Here is a 16,079-nt window from a genome sequence, read left to right on the forward strand (position 1 = left end):
AGGGCAGCTTTACCGTCGATTTACCGAACTCCGCACCCCAAAATGACTCTGACTTACTAAAATTACGTTTGCCACCCGAGCCATCACCCGACCAGGGTGAGCCCTTTGGCGGTGCAACTTCAGCCACGTGCTGAAAAGGGTCGAATCATGAAAAAAGCGCTTGTTCTCTCTGCTCTGGCCGCCGCCTCCGGGTTGGCAGCTGTACCCGCCTTCGCCATGGACATCCTGGCCCGGGTGATTTCAAGCACGCCGGTGGTGCAGCAAGTGGCCGTACCGCGCCAGGTCTGCAGCAACCAACCCGTCGTCGTCCAGCAACCGAACTCGGGCGCAGGCGCGCTGATGGGCGCCCTTGCGGGCGGTGCAGCCGGTAACGCCATCGGCAATGGCGGTGGCCGTGCCGTCGCCACCATGATCGGCCTGGTGGGCGGTGCCATCGTTGGCGACCGCATCGAAGGCTCAAACAACCAGGTTCAAAACGTGCAGCAGTGCGCGACGCAAACCTACTACGAAAACCGCCCCAGCCACTACAACGTGGTGTACGAATACCAGGGTACGCAGTACAGCACGCAGATGGCCACCGACCCGGGCCAGTATGTACGCCTGCAGGTCACGCCGGTCGGTGCCATGGCGCCTGCGCCGCAGACCTTCCAGTCTGCGCCGCAGCAGCCCCAGACCTATGTGCAACCGGCACCCCAGCCGGTGTACGTGCAGCCTGCCGTGACTTACGCGGAGCAGCCGGTGGTTTACCCGGCTTACTACCCCCGTCCCTATTACCAGCCGTACTACGCACCTATCGGCCTGTCGCTGAACTTCGGTTACAGCCGGGGCTATGGTGGTCACCGTCACTGGCGTTAAATCGCGGTCCGGCAGAACCAAAAAAAGGGGCGTTCGCAACGCCCCTTTTTGCTGTCCGCGAATATTCGACTGTTGCTATTTGGGCGTTTCGATCAGCGCACCCTTGAACAGCACCGGCCCGGTCGGCCCGCTGCCCGGCGGCACGCCACCCTTGGGCTCCAGCGTGATCGCCAGTGTCGGCACCTGGCGCATGTCGGTGCCCGCGGCGGTCAGGCGCACCACCGGGTCCGCACTCATCACACCCAATGATTTGGGCGCCGCGCCGGGCGGCAAAGCCCAGAGTTCCAGGGACTTGTCAGGCTGCTCCCTGAAGCCGCCTACACGCTTGAGCACCAGCGTTTTGTTCTTCGGGTCAAACGTCACCAACAGCGACGCCGAAGCCTTGTCATCCGTCAGTACGGCCACGTATTCGATCTCGGGCGTGGCTGTCAGTTTGGCGGTCAGTTCGCTCACCTGCCCGCTCAGCCGGCCGTTCACGTTCAGCCCCACGACAACCGCCGCTGCAGTCGCGAGTGCGCCCGCCACAGCCCCGCCGCGCCACAGGCCCAGGCTGGACCACCAACCCATGGCACTCGGAGCGGCCCGCGCCGCCTGCATGGCGCGCGCCTCCTTGTCGGCCCGCACCAGGTTTTCAATGCGTTTCCAGACCACCGGGCTGGGCGCCTCTTGCGGCTGCAATTCGGCCACCGACGACAGGCGGCTTTGCCAGACCAGCGCCGCGGCGCGCAAGGTCGCGTTGTCACGTGCCAACGTCTCAAACCGGCGACGCGCACCGCCGCGCAAGGTGCCCAGCGCATAGCTGGCCGCGAGTTGCTCCATCAGGGTGGGATTACTTTGTAAATTCATCAGGCAAACCTCGCCATGCAGCCGCGAAGCTGTTCCAGTCCGCGCCGGATCCATGTTTTGACAGTGCCCAGAGGCAGCTTCAGCTGCTCAGCCAGCTCCCCATGACTCAAATCCCGCAAATACGCCAGGCTCACCACTTCACGCTGCTTGTGCTCCAGTTGGCCCAGGCACTGATGCAAAGCCCAGGCCTGTTCGCTGGCCTGTGTGGTGTCCATCGGGTTGGGCGAGTCGCCGGCCACCGTGTCGGAAATCACGTCGTCAAGTTCCTGCATCAGGTCGGCCCGGTCCGAAGCCCGGCGCCGCAAAAAATCCAGGCCGCGGCTGCGCACCACCAGCGCCATCCAGGCCATGGGCGGTGACAGGGTCGCCTTGTAGTCGCCTGCGATGCGCCAGATGTTGAAAAAGGCCTCCTGCAACACGTCTTCGGCCCATTCACGGTTGGTCACCACACGAATCGCGACACCGTAGAGCTTGGACGAAGTCAGCTCATACAGCTCCCGCAGGGCTGACTCATCGGCCTGGGCCACGCGGTCAATCAGTGCGATCAATTGTCTGTCCGGGCTTTCTGGCTTCATGAAGAACATTGTCAGGCATTGGTGGCTATCGGGAAACACCGGCAGGCGGCGGGTACTGGGGATACGCCACAAAGGGCCAACCGGATTCACCGCGGGCCCGGCGAAGGGCTCCGGGTGACCTAAAATCAACGGTTTGGGCGCCATGCGGTGCTTTCCCACAGCCCGGAACAGCCCCTTTCGTCTCTTCCTGTCTCTTTCCGCCTCTTTCAGTCTCTTTTCAGCACCTTCCCATGCCTACCGAAAAAATCGACAACATCAGCGTGATCACCAAGGCCAACGTCTACTTTGACGGCAAATGCGTGAGCCACGGCATCACGCTGGCCGACGGCACCAAAAAATCGGTCGGCGTGATCCTGCCGGCCACCCTGACCTTCAACACCGGCGCGCCCGAGATCATGGAATGCGTGGCCGGCGCCTGTGAATACAAGCTTGCCGGCAGCGACAGTTGGGTCAAATCCTCGGCAGGCGAAAAATTCAGCGTGCCCGGCAACGCCAAATTCGAAATCCGCGTTGCAGCGGGCGAAGCGGCTTATCACTACATCTGCCATTTCGGCTAAAAAGCGTCTAAGTCCACCCTCAACCGATCCTTCGCTCCTTTTTTCATAGCTGCTCGCGCCCGTTCTGCGCGGCTTACAGCGATATTCAGGCCTAAAACATGTCTAACACCATTCTGCAAAACATCCCCGCCAACCAAAAGGTCGGCATCGCGTTCTCTGGCGGCCTGGACACCAGCGCCGCGCTGTTGTGGATGAAACAGAAGGGCGCCCTGCCCTACGCCTATACCGCCAACCTGGGCCAGCCCGACGAGGCCGACTACGACGAGATCCCGCGCAAGGCCATGGAATACGGCGCCATCAAGGCCCGCCTGGTCGACTGCCGCCCACAGCTCGCCGCTGAAGGCATTGCTGCGCTGCAGTCTGGCGCCTTCCACATCACCACCGCCGGCGTCACCTACTTCAACACCACGCCGCTGGGCCGCGCTGTAACGGGCACGATGCTGGTGTCTGCCATGAAGCAGGACGACGTGAACATCTGGGGAGATGGCTCCACCTTCAAGGGCAATGACATCGAGCGCTTCTACCGCTACGGCCTCTTGACCAACCCCGCGCTGAAGATCTACAAACCCTGGCTGGACCAGCAGTTCATCGACGAACTGGGCGGCCGCGCCGAGATGAGCGCGTTCATGACAGCCAACGGCTTTGGCTACAAGATGAGCGCCGAAAAAGCCTACAGCACCGACAGCAACATGCTGGGCGCCACGCACGAAGCCAAAGACCTGGAAAACCTCAACAGCGGCATCAAGATCGTCAACCCCATCATGGGCGTGCCGTTCTGGAAGGACGACTGCGTCGTCAAGGCCGAAGAAGTCAGCGTGACCTTTGAAGAAGGCCGCCCCGTCGCCCTGAACGGCGTTGCATACCCCGACCTCGTGAGCCTGATCCTCAAGGCCAACGAAATCGGCGGCCGCCACGGCCTGGGCATGAGCGACCAGATCGAAAACCGCATCATCGAAGCCAAGAGCCGCGGCATCTACGAAGCCCCTGGCCTGGCGCTGCTCTTCATCGCCTACGAGCGCCTGGTCACCGGCATCCACAACGAAGACACCATCGAGCAATACCGCGACAACGGCCGCAAGCTCGGCCGCCTGCTGTACCAAGGCCGCTGGTTCGACAGCCAGGCCATCATGCTGCGCGAAACCGCCCAACGCTGGATCGCCAGCGCCATCACCGGCACCGTGACGCTGGAACTGCGCCGCGGCAACGATTACTCGCTCTTGAACACCGAGTCACCCAACCTCACCTACGCGCCTGAGCGTCTGAGCATGGAGAAGGTGGAAGACGCGCCGTTCTCGCCGCTGGACCGTATTGGGCAACTGACCATGCGCAATCTGGACATCACGGATACGCGGGCCAAGCTGGGGATTTATTCCAACGCTGGGATGCTGGAGCTGGGCAAGGGGGATGACTTTTTGAAGCTCGGTAAGTAAGCCAACTCAAGCCTTAAAGAAAAAAGCCCGCCAAGTGAAAGTTTGGCGGGCTTTGTTTTTTCAGAGCTTTTAGGTCAAGCGTAGTCATCAGCGAGTAGCCCTTCGAACAAAGACTTAGCAGATTTTGAATTCAAGATGGCGTCGCGAACTTCCGAGCGAGTCAAATCCAACGCCCGTAGTTTCCCGTTGATTTCTGCCACTGAAACAATACGCCGATATGCACTCGCATGTACCTTTGCATATTCGGCCAAGCCTTGTAGCTTCGGAAGGGCTTCAACCAAGTGGATGCCATGGGGATCAACAATGTCTGCCATGACTTTGCCATCTTGCTCCGCGAAAAAAACAAAGTCGGGACGGACAATTTTGTATTCCTCATCCTCGATATAGGCCACACCAAGCGAAGACTGGCCTGGTTGCGGGGGGTTGCGATACCAAAAACGAAAACCAGGTCGCTTCATTTCAGCATCTATAACTGCCAACTCCCAGCTGCTCTTGAAGTCGGCCGGGAATCCTCCATCCTTGTCACACAGCAAGTGATTCTTCCAAGTTCGGAATCTTGTTTCATTTCCATTCTCAACTGCCTTGGTCGCTTCATAGCGCGATTCAGGTTTGGCCAGATCGACGCTTTGGGGATCGGTACTCATTTCAATGATTTGCCGATACGACTCTTTGCGGTCGTCGCTCAGTGTCTTGATTTGGGCTGAATAGGTTGTAAGGAATGTCTTTGCCAATTCATCAGCTTGGGCATCAAAGTAAGGGCCGATTTCGGTGACCAGGCCAAGACCGGCAACCGTCACGCGCGCTTCGGTGATGGCCTCAAGGTATTCCTCGGGGTCATCGTCAATGCTGCTAGTTTCTTGCGCCAGATGCTCCACATAGGTTCGAGCTACGTCCGGGCTCAAGACTCGGGCGGCGCGCCGATAGGCATCGTCAACAACAGCCACATCAGCATCCTCCCAAAACTCGTCAAAACTCTTTTCCCTTCCCTTCAGATCGGCCGTAACGGTCTTTCCGTCCACCGTCAAAACAGCTTTACGTTTGGCTTCAATCTTGTCCTCGTGATGAGCTGCAAAGGTATCGAGTGCTTCATGCAGCTTGCGGTGCGCCTGCTTGCCCGCGCCAGCCAGAATGCCGTCAGAGGCAAGTTCGTGCGCCAGAGCGGTCAGACGCTTGGCAGGCTTCGCGCCGCGCTGCGGGCGGGTTTGCGATGGCAAAGACTCAAAGAGTTGCCATACGGCTTCCGTCGCATCAGGGTTGGGCTTAACTTCTACATAGTCAATCAAAATGCGTCCGGTGGGCGGTCCTGACTCATCACCATTCATCAGCACGTCAACTACTTTCTCAACGGTCTTCTTGTTGAACTTAGGCAACAAGCAGTCCACCGAGTTCAGCCGGTCATTGCCGGGTATCCGGCGCGCCAAAGGCGAACGAACCATACGCCCTAGCAACTGCGTGATGTGGGTTTCGTCACTCGCGGAACGGAAGGACACCATGACCTCTGCGCGAGGGCAATCCCAGCCTGTACTAATGGCATCTTTGGCAATCAGCACCCGAACCCAAGTGGAATCGTGAACCCGTTGCGGCTCGATGTAGGGCACGTCGCGGTTTCCAAACCTCTGCGTAGTGTGATCGCCAAACACATGAGCCACGCTAGCTACAGGCAGGTCAGGGTAGCGTTCAAAGATCGTATCCAGGGCGCGACCAATTTCGTTCGGGTCCGGAGTGTTCGGTACTTGAAGCACCATCAGAGGAACGACAACGCGAGCCTCGTCCTGCTGCTTGGCGTATTCAGCCCATGCGAAGGTGGACTCCTTCAGCTTGTCCGTAGCACGACGCACCAGCACGGTATCAAAATCACCAGTTTCATCGGGAATGTCCAACAAGATCGTGTCTTTAATGAGGCCCGACTCCTGCACCTTGGCTGGATCCACCACTACGTTGGGTAGCTTGATGTGCCTGCCCGCTGATGCAATGGCTTGGTTGAACCTCTCAACGGTGGCCGATATCCCCCACACCACCGGAATCCCGGGGACACCGCCGGAACCGTTGATGAGCCGTTGCACGATGGTGCTCTTGGAATTTTCGGCAGCGACAGTTTGTTTGCCCATACCTCGGTGCGCTTCGTCCAGTACCAAGTACAAGGTCAGCTCGGGATCTTCAATCGTGTTCTGGATCGTGTCCCAGATGGTGAAGGCGCGCAAATCAGGCCGTGTTTCGGGGAGCAAGTCGCCGCCCTTGGCTTGCAGCTCTGCAGGGTCATGGCCGCGAACTAGCAAGCTGTTTTTGCTCAACTTTTGTGTGTTGAGGAAGTAGATTTTTCCCGCCTGAAACCGGGGCTGGTTGAACGTGTTTTCCACCACCACCATGTCGGAGTGGTTGATTCGGTCACTCGCCTCCATCAAGCGAAAGCGAGTCTGCTCATTCAGCGAGGGGTCATCGCTGAACCAAATCACCACCGCCCCCGCGTCTGCATCAAAGTCCAACTCATCATCACCATGAAAAAGCGCCTCAAAGGCGGCCGCTGCCATCACGGTTTTACCCGCGCCGGTGACAGCGGTCAAAGAAAAAGCAGTTTTATCAGCATCATCACGCCAGAGCTTTTTGCCTTTCTTGAGATTTGCCAAAGCATCGCGCACAGCGTCCTGTTGGTAATCTTTGAGGGTGAACTTCATGCTTTATTCCTCGTCTCATTTCCCACGTTCATTCCCCATTCGTGAAACTGAAATTGGTTAGGTATGACTCATAAAGTCGCACGGGCTCTATAGTGTTGGGCAAGCGTTTTGCGATAGATTGAAAACGCCGATCATCATCGGTGACGATGTAGGCCATACGCAGACCGGGTGCTTTTCCTACAGCACGAATGAACTGCGTGGATTGATCCACTTCCGTTAGCAGCCCATAGGTATCTGCCAATGCCCACCCATCGGCCGGAAGCTTGTCAATGAGCCCCCCCTGAGAGCCAGCCCTCAGCCAGAGCAAAGGCGCGACTCGTGCAAAGGCCAGATTGTGGTTGACTGCGTTGCGCGCTTCGTATGTCAGGGTGAAGAACTCGGCATTGGCCTCAAAGCCCTCTGCCATTTGAAACTCGTCGGTGAACTTGTAGTCGCCTTTGATCGGCTCGCCGCTGGGCGTCTTGCCTGTGATGGCCGAAGCAACACGAGGCTTGGTGACATAGTCACAAATGCCATGCTTTTCCCATTCGGCATCGCCGGGGCGTAAGCCTTGCTCGCGCAAGGCTTTTTGCTCATTGGCTGCGACCTCATTATTCGTAACGGAAATGCACTGACGGCGACCACCATCCTGACGATTAAGCCGCATCACAGCATGTGCTGTGGTGCCGGATCCTGCAAAAAAGTCTAGGACGATGGCTTCTGGTTTACTCGCCACAAAAAAGCGAAGCGCGTCTTCGACAGCATATAGAGACTTAGGAAAAGGAAATTTACGATCAGGAATCAGTAGCTTTAGGAGGTTGGTCCCTCCTTGTTCAGCGTTATGTGAACCGATACGCCACTGGGTACCCGGTATGAACATTGGTTCATACTCGGAAGAGTCGACAAGAATCGAATTGTCTTTCTTCCTTCCGACTATTGGGAACTGACCAGACGCAACTTTCTTTTGCTCACCCCTTGCCAAGTAAGTAACTGCGGTATCTTCACCTCTCCACCTACCAAGGCGCGCATATCCTTTTTCAATAAAAATCCGAAGATTTGTCGCACCATTTGACCAGTTTCCTTCCTGTCCATTGGCCCGAATAGGCCAGATAGCTGTAGCGCCCTCTGGAGGCTTGATCTCGTACCGATCGTTTCCGAAATACGGCTCACCCACGGAATGAAATACTGGTCCTTCTGGCGTATTTTGGATAAAAATCGGGTAAAACTGGTTTGGACTATCTGAACGTAACGGGTGATTTCCCGAGCGCAACAGGTCCGCCCATCGCAGTTTCTCTGCCCGGCGATCTCTAACAATTTTCCATTCAGTGTCCAGCGCCAATGGGGAGGGGCCCGCTGGTCCAAACATTACGAAATAAACATACTCGTCTGTTCTGCCGAATGCCGATGAGCGAGCCGCCCCTTTTGGATTAATTACGCTACTTATCATTTGAGTACGCGCTTCAGGGAAAATCTGCTCTAGCAGCAGGCCAAGCCTCAGATATTCCTTTTCATCAATCGTGACTATCAATACCGAGTCCGCAGGATTGAGCAACACCTTTGCCACCAGCAGCCGACGCTCCATCATCGCCAGCCATTTGCTGTGCCGATATTGATCGTCACTCTCTACGTAATCGTTGTTGTACTTCCAGTCTTTCGCGCCCGTGTTGTAGGGCGGGTCGATGTAGATCGCGTCCACCTTGCTACGGTGGGTATACGTCAACGCCTTGAGCACATGGTAGTTCTCGCCATTGATAACGGTGTGAAAGGGCCTGTCACCACAACGCTCCACTTTGCCGGTGCTGACCAAGCCGGGATAGATGGTGTCGCGGAATTCGGCCACCACCACCAAATCGTCCAGTGAAACGGTTTGTGTTTCTACTGTCTCAAAGCCTAGCAGTTCAAGCTCAGCCACCTTTTTCCCTTTGTGGATGGTTTTGACTTGCCACAAGCGTTGGTCGCCTTTCTTGACCGAGCCACGCGGAGGCAATGCGCGCACCTTGTCACCCTTACGGACGGGGCGTAGCGGCAGTTCCACGGCTTCAGGGCTGTGGCGCTCAAAGTTCAGACCAAATGGCAGACGAGTAGATAAAGCCTTGAACTCACGCTCTAGGTCTATTCCAAGTTGGGAGTCCTTTAGCTTCGCTTTAGCAAGTAAATCCGTTAGGCGCGACACAAATTCTTTCCTGCGAAATTGAGAAATTGGCTTGTACAAAGTAAGACACTGCAAGCCATTTAAGTGAATAAGCTCTGATGGTCCCGGCAATACTGCAACCCGCCAAAACGCTTGGCGTTATTCCAGCAGAACTTGCCTTCGGGGAAGCTGATCTTCTCACGGCAATGGGCGCAGATCAGCTTTTTAGCCAATGAGGCATCGGCCTGCGTGGGTGCCGGGGTGGCGGGTACTGCTGCAAACAGTGGCACTGCAGGCCGAGGCTCCATCACAACCTTGGCCGTTTGAGGCTTGGGTTGCATGAAGTCTGGCAGGTCCAGCAGGTCTTGCGGCCGGTGCTGGCGCTTGAGCTTTTCGCCCCATTCCTTGATGGTGTCGGGGCTGCGCATGTTGAGCATGGCCTTGAGCACACCACCTGTACTGATGCGGTCCACCAGCTTTTCATGCCAGGCGCGGAACTGGTCTGCCTTGATGAGGAAGCTGGTGTCAAAGGCCTTGGCGTCTGGCCGCTCAATGATGGCTTGCGGGTGCATCAGCACCACGTTGTGGAATTCGGGCAGCTTGTCAGTGCGGGTGCCGATTTCCAGCCGTTCCAGAAGTTTGCTCAGGATGCGCGCGTGGCGGCGGCTTTGCTCGTAGGGGGATGGGATACCGTAGCGCTCTTTGCCGTAGCGCACGGTGAATTCGCCATGGGCGTTGACTTCCAGGTCGCCTGAGTAGTTTTTGGTTTCGATCAGGACCATGTAGCCTGTGCGATTGATGACCAAATGATCAATTTGGGCTACCTCACCATCGATCTGGAACCGCAAGTCGTGCAGCAGGACGTTGTTTTGGCCATCCTTGTAATGGCCGTCGAGGTGGAAGGCGGCTTCGCGTTCGCCCTTGATGCCGGCGCTCAGGTTGCGCAGTTCAACGCGCAGCCACTCTTTTTGGCGCGCGTCCAGCAGGGGTGACTGCTGTAAATCCTGCAGCAAGGCCAGACGCCTGGATTTGTCGTCCGCTGATTTGATGAGCATGTGACTCCCTCTGCTTTTTGTCCTCTGACTGTAGCGCAGGGTTAGTGGGTTACAACGGGCCGGTCGGTGGTGGAAATACCGATAGCTGGCCAAAACCGAGCCGGGAGGCACCGGAAATGACTGTAAAACTTTTTCAGCGGCTTTTAAGCTCTGTTTTAAGTATCAAAAGTGCGTAGAGTCCGCTCGCGTCAAGCGCGAGCAGCTACTAAAAACATAGCAAACGTCAAAAAGCCGCCTTCAGGCGGCTTTTTTGTTGGCTTCCGTTCCCGGCACGCGCTAGTCGCCACCCCCGCCGCAACCTCCGCCGCATCCACTACCGTCGCTACCGCCATCACTGCCCCCGTCACTGGAGTTACTGCTACTGCTGTCGGAGCCACCAAACCCATCCGCATCGCCGCTGTAGCTGCCGTCGGAAAAGCTTTCGCCGCAATAAGCGCCCGCTGAACCGCCTGTTCCGTCGTCACGCTGCGGCTGGCTGCAGTCGGGCAGGTAATGAAAGCCGTTGGGGATCGCCAGCTTCGCGTCCAGGGCAAAGAGCAGCGGCAGGCGGCTGGGCGAGCGCGGCTTGATGGCCTCGTCGCGGCAGGCCCAGTACCACGCGCGCCGCAGGCCGTCGTTGCTGGAAGCGCGGCGGCCCAGCACTTCGGCCGGCACATGGTCCATGAAGCGGCCCAGAACCAGGTCGCACCACTCACGGTAGGCCCGTGTGTGCAGGATGAATTCGTGCCACATGCTGTCGACCACGCGCGACGGCATGGCCACAAACTTGCCCTTGCTGCGCACGCAGGCCAGAAAAAACTGCCGCAGCCCGCGCTCGACCAGCTCGGTGTCTTTTACGCTCAAGTGCGGATAGGTGTCGCGCAGCTTGCGCTTGAGGAACTGCGGCAGCGGCGCCTCGCGCACCAGGCGTTCACGTTCACGCGTTGCCCACACGGCCAGCACCACCATGGCGGCGACCAGCCCGAATACGCCAGTCGCCAGCCCCGTCGGTTTGCGCCAGCCGGCCTCGCCGGCCATCACCACCACCACCCAGAGGATGACCAGCACGACCGCAAGCTGCCGCGCATGGCGCAGTACCAGGCGGCGCCAGAGCGCGATGTCGGGCCCGGTGTAGACCTTACCGGCAGTCGCCATCAGACCACCACCGGTTCAGGCTCCAGCAGGATGCCGAAGCGTTCGTACACACTGGTCTGGATGGCCTTGGCCAGCGTCATGACCTCGCCGCCCGTGACCGGGTCGGCCGTGCCGCCGCGGTTGACCAGCACCAGTGCCTGTTTTTCATAGACACCGGCATTGCCGATGGTCTTGCCCTTCCAGCCGCAGGCGTCAATGAGCCATCCGGCGGCCAGCTTGACCGTGCCGTCGGCGAGGTGGTAGTGAACGATTTTGGGCTCCCTCTGGATGATGTCGGCGCATTGCTCGGGCGAGACAGTCGGGTTCTTGAAAAAGCTGCCGGCATTACCGATCACCTGAGGATCAGGCAGCTTGGCTTTGCGGATCTCGCAGATCCAGTCGTAAATTTGCTGCGCGTCGGGTGCCTGAATGCCGGACTGCGCCATTTTTTTGTCGATGTCGGCATAGCCCAGCACCGGCTTCCACGCCTTGGGAAGGGAAAAGCGCACCCGCGTGATGAACGCCTTGCCCTCCAGCCCAAAACCATGGGCTGCCGACTCCGGCGCCGAACTGCTGTGCTTGAACACCGAATCACGGTAGCCAAACGCGCACTGCGCGGCATTGAGGGTAAATGGTTGGCCGGTCGTCAAGTCGATGGCGTCGAGCGACTCAAAGCGGTCTTGCAGCTCCACGCCATAGGCGCCGATGTTCTGCACCGGTGAGGCACCGACCGTTCCGGGAATTAATGCCAGGTTTTCCAGGCCCGGGTAGCCGTTTTGCAGCGTCCAGGTGACAAGGTCGTGCCAGTTTTCACCAGCGCCTGCCTCGATGATCCAGGCCTTGGCGTCTTCCCGAAGCAGCCGTTTACCCATGATTTCGACCTTGAGCACCAGCGGCTTGACGTCGCCGGTCAGCACAATATTGCTTCCGCCGCCCAGCACAAACTTGGGCGCGGCTTTCAGGGCCGTGTCCTGCAAAGCCGCGGCAATATCGGCCTCCCTGGCCACCCGCACCAGGCTGAGTGCCTTGGCGACGATGCCAAAGGTGTTGGAATGCTGGAGTGGAACGTTTTTCTCGACTAACATCCGGGTGATTGTCTCACTCCAACCCCCGTAAAAAAGACTTGCACCATGCCCTCTTTCGACACCGTTCTTGAAGCCGATCTGGTCAAGGTCAAAAACGCCGTGGAAAACACCGCCAAGGAAGTCGGCAATCGCTTTGACTTCAAGGGCACCTCGGCCTCCATCGAACTGAAGGACAAGGACATCATCCTCGTCGGCGACGGCGACTTCCAGATCGACCAGATCAATGACATCCTGCGCTCCAAGCTCGCCAAGGCAGGCGTTGACGTGCGCTTTCTGGACACCGGCAAGATCGAGAAAATCGGCGGTGACAAGGTCAAGCAGACAAACAAGGTCCGCAATGGCATCGACACCGAAACCGCCAAGAAGATCCAGGCCGCCATCAAGGCCAGCAAACTCAAGGTGCAGGCCGCCATCCAGGAAGAAAAAGTCCGCGTCACAGGCGCCAAGCGCGACGACCTGCAGGCCGCCATGGCGCTGATCCTCTCGGAGATGAAGGACTTTCCGCTGAGTTTTGACAACCGCCGCGATTAGGCTTGCCATGAATTTTCTGCCTGCCCCTGCCCATGCAGCATTTTTGCTGTCTGCGTCTTTGTTGCTGCATGGCGCGGCCCAGGCACAAAACGAAGGCCAATCCGTGGCGCTGGCCGGCATGATGGGCACCAAGGCCCTGCTCGTGGTTAACGGCAGCCCGCCCAAAAGCGTGGCTCCGGGCGAAACGCACCAGGGCGTGAAAATTATTTCCACCACCAGCGATCAGGCCGTCATCGAGCAGGGTGGCAAGCGGCACACGCTGCGGGTGGGCGATGCGCCGGTGAACTCCGGCGGCAGCACTACCTCAGCCGGTCGGGGCACGCGCATTACCATCACCGAGAGCGGCGGCGGCCACTTCATGACGGCCGGGCAGATCAACGGAAAGACCGTGCAGTTCATGGTTGACACCGGTGCCACCAACATTGCCATGAGTATTGCGGATGCAGAGCGCGCCGGCATCAGCTACCAAGACGGGCAGCCTGTGCGCATGTCTACCGCCAATGGCCCCACGCAGGGCTACCGGGTCAAACTCAACACGGTTCGTGTGGGTGACGTGGAGATATTTGATGTGGATGCCGTGGTCATTCCGCAGCCCATGCCTTTTTTGCTTTTGGGCAACAGCTTTTTGTCGCGTTTTCAGATGAAACGCGACAACAACCTGATGACGCTGGACAGGCGTTACTAGCCTGCCGCAGCGCGTTACGGCCCTCGCCTACTTGGCGGCCTGTTTTGAACCACCGAGCTTCGACTCTGTTCCCTTGATCAGCTTGTTGATGTTCTCGCGGTGGCGATAGATCAGGAGCGCACTGACAACGACCATCATGGCCAGCAGACTCTTGTCGACATACCAGGCGGCCCGGTCGCCAAACAGGTAATACAGCGGCGAAAAAACGGCTGCCACCAGTGAGGCGAGTGAGGAATAGCGCGAGAAAAAGGCCACGATCAGCCAGGTTGCCAGCGTGGCAACACCCAATACCCAGCTGACGCCCAGCAACACCCCCGCTGCAGTCGCCACACCCTTGCCGCCCTTGAACTGGAAAAACACCGGATAGAGGTGACCCAGGAAAGCCGCCAGCCCCACGGCGGCCATCGTGCCTTCACCCAGGCCGTAGTCGCCGCCAAACCATTTGACAAGCACCACCGGCACCCAGCCCTTCAGGCCGTCCAGCAGCAGCGTCGTGACTGCCGCGGCCTTGCTGCCCGAACGCAGCACGTTGGTGGCACCGGGGTTCTTGCTGCCGTAGCTGCGGGGGTCGCTCAAACCCATCACCCGGCTGACAATGACGGCAAACGACAGCGAGCCGATCAGGTAGGCCAGCAAGGTCGCGCCGGCTGAATACACGTAGTCCAAATTCATCTCCCTTGTTATGTGGTGGCCACCGGCATTTCAGCCGTGGCCCGTTGCGTTGTCGATGCTCAATGCGCAGTTGACTGATTTTGCACCCAGCAAGGTGACACAAACCTGCGGGTCAATACCAATCAGGTAGCCGCGCCGCCCGCCGTTGATGGCGATTTTGGGCAAGGCCAGGATGCTTTCCTCGATATACACAGGCATCGCCCTGCGCGTGCCGAAAGGCGATGTGCCGCCGACCAGGTAGCCGCTGTGGCGGTTGGCAACTTCGGGTTTGCACGGTTCGACCGATTTGGCGCCGATCTGCCGCGCCAGGTTTTTGGTGGAAACCTTGCGGTTGCCGTGCATCAGCACCAAAAGCGGTTTGGCATCCTGGTCCTGCATGACCAATGTCTTGACGACGGTAAAGGGATCGAAGCCAAGTACTTCGGCGCTGTGCTGTGCGCCGCCGTGCTCAAGGTACTCATAGGGGTGCTCAGTGAAGGCCACCTTGCTGGCTTTCAGTAACTGGGTGGCGGGGGTTTCGCTGACGTGCTCTTTTTTGCTCATGAACCTAGGCCCCCACGGTCGTTCGCTTCGCGTAACTCCCTGCCCCCCGAGGGGGCCGCCCGCCTGTGGCCCGGCAAAGCCGGTTCCACGGCTCGAACTGGCAATTCGGGGATCATGGACGCTGCGAATGTCTAGGACTTACAGCGCCGGGTCGCGCGTTTCCCATCGGATTTTGTCGATCTCGGCAAGTACTTCAGCAGACAGCTTGGTGCCCCAGGCGTCGATATCTTCGTCCAGCTGCGCGACCGAGGTCACGCCGATGATGGTGCTGGCCACCTGCCACTTGGTGTAGCAGAACGCCAGCGCCAGCTGGGTCGGGGTCAGTTTGTTGTCACGCGCCAGCGCGTTGTAGCGCCGTGCGGCAGCCAGTGCCTCGGGGCGGCCCCAGCGTTGTTTGCGCACCGATTCGAACTTGGCGATGCGCGCATCTTTGGGCGCGGCCGGGCCTTCAGTGCCGGACTGGTCGTATTTGCCTGTGAGCAAGCCAAAGCCCAGGGGCGAATAGGCCAGCAATGAGACGCCCAGGCGGTGCATGGTTTCGTCCAGGCCGTTTTCCACCGTGCGGTTGACGAGGCAGTATGGGTTCTGCACAGCGGCCACGCGCGGCAGATTGTGTTGCTCCGCCAGGCGCACAAACTCATGCACGCCGTAAGGTGTTTCGTTCGACAGGCCGATCGCCTTCACCTTGCCGGCCCTCACCAGTCCGCCCAGCGCTTCCAGCTGCTCGTGGATCGATGTTGCTGAGCGCTCTTGCTCGGGGTTGTAATACAGCGCGCCGAACGCGGGCACGTGCCGTTCCGGCCAGTGGATTTGATAAAGATCGATCACGTCGGTTTGCAGGCGCTTCAGGCTTGCGTCGCACGAAGCCACGATGTCTTTGGCCGTCATGCCGGCGCCTTCACGCACCCAGGGCATGCCGCGCGAAGGGCCGGCGACTTTGGTAGCGAGCACCAACTTGCTGCGTGCAGAAGGGTTTTTCGCGAACCAGTTGCCGATGATGGTTTCGGTTGATCCGCAAGTCTCGGCGCGCGCCGGCACTGAATACATTTCGGCGGTGTCGAGAAAGTTGACGCCGCGCTCCAGCGAGCGGTCCAGGATGGCATGGGACGTCGGCTCATCCACCTGCTCGCCGAATGTCATGGTGCCCAGGCAAATGGGGGTCACGTGAAGGTCGCTGGAGCCGAGTTGAACTTTATTCATGGAGGAGCCACATGTGAGATTAAAGAGGCCGTACGACAGCAAAACCGCTGTGACGGAATTCACGGAATTGACAAAACGGCTAGTTTAAGGTCTCCGTAAACGGCGTGCAGGCGCGCCTATCTCGCGCCCTTGTCTTACAACTGCTCACTT

The 16,079-nt window shown here is 58.6% G+C and carries 15 protein-coding genes; 5 read left to right on the top strand and 10 right to left on the bottom strand.

Going from position 1 to position 16,079, the window contains the following annotated elements; translation table 11 throughout:
* Nucleotides 1-147: 147 nt before the first annotated feature.
* Nucleotides 148-855: a glycine zipper 2TM domain-containing protein gene (locus AC1D11_RS10700; RefSeq protein WP_477646432.1), complete on the top strand. Its 708-nt coding sequence runs from the start codon at nt 148-150 to the stop codon at nt 853-855.
* Between the two features lie 75 nt (nt 856-930).
* Here AC1D11_RS10700 and AC1D11_RS10705 read toward each other — a convergent pair whose 3' ends face one another.
* Both AC1D11_RS10705 and AC1D11_RS10710 read right to left on the bottom strand, forming a co-directional pair.
* On the bottom strand, nt 931-1,701 hold the full coding sequence (locus AC1D11_RS10705) for an anti-sigma factor (protein ID WP_477650165.1): 771 nt from the start codon (nt 1,699-1,701) through the stop codon (nt 931-933).
* Nucleotides 1,701-2,276 (bottom strand): RNA polymerase sigma factor, encoded by a 576-nt coding sequence (locus tag AC1D11_RS10710; protein WP_477650164.1) that lies wholly within the window; start codon nt 2,274-2,276, stop codon nt 1,701-1,703. The genes AC1D11_RS10705 and AC1D11_RS10710 overlap by 1 nt, the downstream gene beginning before the upstream one ends.
* 230 nt (nt 2,277-2,506) lie before the next feature.
* Between AC1D11_RS10710 and ppnP the strand changes: the two genes are divergently transcribed.
* Both ppnP and argG read left to right on the top strand, forming a co-directional pair.
* Nucleotides 2,507-2,833: a pyrimidine/purine nucleoside phosphorylase gene (gene ppnP, locus AC1D11_RS10715; protein WP_477650163.1), complete on the top strand. Its 327-nt coding sequence runs from the start codon at nt 2,507-2,509 to the stop codon at nt 2,831-2,833.
* A gap of 98 nt (nt 2,834-2,931) precedes the next feature.
* A complete protein-coding gene (gene argG, locus AC1D11_RS10720; RefSeq protein ID WP_457279903.1) occupies nt 2,932-4,263 on the top strand; it encodes an argininosuccinate synthase in 1,332 nt (443 codons plus the stop codon).
* A 74-nt stretch (nt 4,264-4,337) separates the two neighbouring features.
* On the opposite strand, the gene AC1D11_RS10725 is transcribed toward argG, so the two are convergent.
* The 5 genes from AC1D11_RS10725 to murB all read right to left on the bottom strand — a co-directional run bounded on the left by AC1D11_RS10725 (nt 4,338) and on the right by murB (nt 12,298).
* Nucleotides 4,338-6,935: a DEAD/DEAH box helicase gene (locus tag AC1D11_RS10725; protein WP_477651017.1), complete on the bottom strand. Its 2,598-nt coding sequence runs from the start codon at nt 6,933-6,935 to the stop codon at nt 4,338-4,340.
* Nucleotides 6,936-6,963: 28 nt separating this feature from the next.
* The gene (locus tag AC1D11_RS10730) at nt 6,964-9,141 is read right to left on the bottom strand and encodes a site-specific DNA-methyltransferase (protein ID WP_477651018.1); all 2,178 of its coding nucleotides are present in this window, start codon (nt 9,139-9,141) and stop codon (nt 6,964-6,966) included.
* Nucleotides 9,142-9,146: 5 nt separating this feature from the next.
* Entirely contained in the window at nt 9,147-10,100 is a 954-nt protein-coding gene (locus AC1D11_RS10735; RefSeq protein WP_477651019.1) for a nuclease-related domain-containing protein, read from the bottom strand.
* 276 nt (nt 10,101-10,376) lie between these two features.
* A complete protein-coding gene (locus tag AC1D11_RS10740) occupies nt 10,377-11,234 on the bottom strand; it encodes a glycine-rich domain-containing protein (protein ID WP_477651020.1) in 858 nt (285 codons plus the stop codon).
* Nucleotides 11,234-12,298, bottom strand: a complete 1,065-nt coding sequence (gene murB / locus AC1D11_RS10745) for a UDP-N-acetylmuramate dehydrogenase (RefSeq protein ID WP_477647889.1) — start codon at nt 12,296-12,298, stop codon at nt 11,234-11,236. The genes AC1D11_RS10740 and murB overlap by 1 nt, the downstream gene beginning before the upstream one ends.
* A gap of 45 nt (nt 12,299-12,343) precedes the next feature.
* On the opposite strand from murB, the gene AC1D11_RS10750 reads away from it, so the two are divergent.
* On the top strand, nt 12,344-12,829 hold the full coding sequence (locus AC1D11_RS10750) for a YajQ family cyclic di-GMP-binding protein (RefSeq protein WP_477647888.1): 486 nt from the start codon (nt 12,344-12,346) through the stop codon (nt 12,827-12,829).
* Nucleotides 12,830-12,836: 7 nt separating this feature from the next.
* On the top strand, nt 12,837-13,514 hold the full coding sequence (locus tag AC1D11_RS10755; RefSeq protein WP_477647887.1) for a retropepsin-like aspartic protease family protein: 678 nt from the start codon (nt 12,837-12,839) through the stop codon (nt 13,512-13,514).
* 27 nt (nt 13,515-13,541) lie between these two features.
* Here the strand turns inward: AC1D11_RS10755 and plsY are convergent, their stop codons facing one another.
* From plsY to AC1D11_RS10770, 3 genes are all read right to left on the bottom strand, one after another.
* Complete coding sequence (gene plsY, locus AC1D11_RS10760; protein WP_477647896.1) at nt 13,542-14,180, bottom strand: glycerol-3-phosphate 1-O-acyltransferase PlsY; 639 nt, start codon at nt 14,178-14,180, stop codon at nt 13,542-13,544.
* Between the two features lie 36 nt (nt 14,181-14,216).
* Nucleotides 14,217-14,729 (bottom strand): aminoacyl-tRNA deacylase, encoded by a 513-nt coding sequence (locus tag AC1D11_RS10765; RefSeq protein WP_477647886.1) that lies wholly within the window; start codon nt 14,727-14,729, stop codon nt 14,217-14,219.
* A 138-nt stretch (nt 14,730-14,867) separates the two neighbouring features.
* The gene (locus AC1D11_RS10770) at nt 14,868-15,929 is read right to left on the bottom strand and encodes an aldo/keto reductase (protein ID WP_477647885.1); all 1,062 of its coding nucleotides are present in this window, start codon (nt 15,927-15,929) and stop codon (nt 14,868-14,870) included.
* Between the last annotated feature and the right edge of the window lie 150 nt (nt 15,930-16,079).

This window comes from Polaromonas sp. P1_E11, from assembly GCF_056405995.1.

What these genes read in the sequence shown, in the direction of transcription:
- AC1D11_RS10700 (WP_477646432.1), top strand. Translation starts at nt 148, where the DNA reads ATGAAAAAAGCGCTTGTTCTCTCTGCTCTGGCCGCCGCCTCCGGGTTG.
- AC1D11_RS10705 (WP_477650165.1), bottom strand. Translation starts at nt 1,701, where the DNA reads ATGAATTTACAAAGTAATCCCACCCTGATGGAGCAACTCGCGGCCAGC.
- AC1D11_RS10710 (WP_477650164.1), bottom strand. Translation starts at nt 2,276, where the DNA reads ATGAAGCCAGAAAGCCCGGACAGACAATTGATCGCACTGATTGACCGC.
- ppnP (WP_477650163.1), top strand. Translation starts at nt 2,507, where the DNA reads ATGCCTACCGAAAAAATCGACAACATCAGCGTGATCACCAAGGCCAAC.
- argG (WP_457279903.1), top strand. Translation starts at nt 2,932, where the DNA reads ATGTCTAACACCATTCTGCAAAACATCCCCGCCAACCAAAAGGTCGGC.
- AC1D11_RS10725 (WP_477651017.1), bottom strand. Translation starts at nt 6,935, where the DNA reads ATGAAGTTCACCCTCAAAGATTACCAACAGGACGCTGTGCGCGATGCT.
- AC1D11_RS10735 (WP_477651019.1), bottom strand. Translation starts at nt 10,100, where the DNA reads ATGCTCATCAAATCAGCGGACGACAAATCCAGGCGTCTGGCCTTGCTG.
- AC1D11_RS10740 (WP_477651020.1), bottom strand. Translation starts at nt 11,234, where the DNA reads ATGGCGACTGCCGGTAAGGTCTACACCGGGCCCGACATCGCGCTCTGG.
- murB (WP_477647889.1), bottom strand. Translation starts at nt 12,298, where the DNA reads ATGTTAGTCGAGAAAAACGTTCCACTCCAGCATTCCAACACCTTTGGC.
- AC1D11_RS10750 (WP_477647888.1), top strand. Translation starts at nt 12,344, where the DNA reads ATGCCCTCTTTCGACACCGTTCTTGAAGCCGATCTGGTCAAGGTCAAA.
- AC1D11_RS10755 (WP_477647887.1), top strand. Translation starts at nt 12,837, where the DNA reads ATGAATTTTCTGCCTGCCCCTGCCCATGCAGCATTTTTGCTGTCTGCG.
- AC1D11_RS10765 (WP_477647886.1), bottom strand. Translation starts at nt 14,729, where the DNA reads ATGAGCAAAAAAGAGCACGTCAGCGAAACCCCCGCCACCCAGTTACTG.
- AC1D11_RS10770 (WP_477647885.1), bottom strand. Translation starts at nt 15,929, where the DNA reads ATGAATAAAGTTCAACTCGGCTCCAGCGACCTTCACGTGACCCCCATT.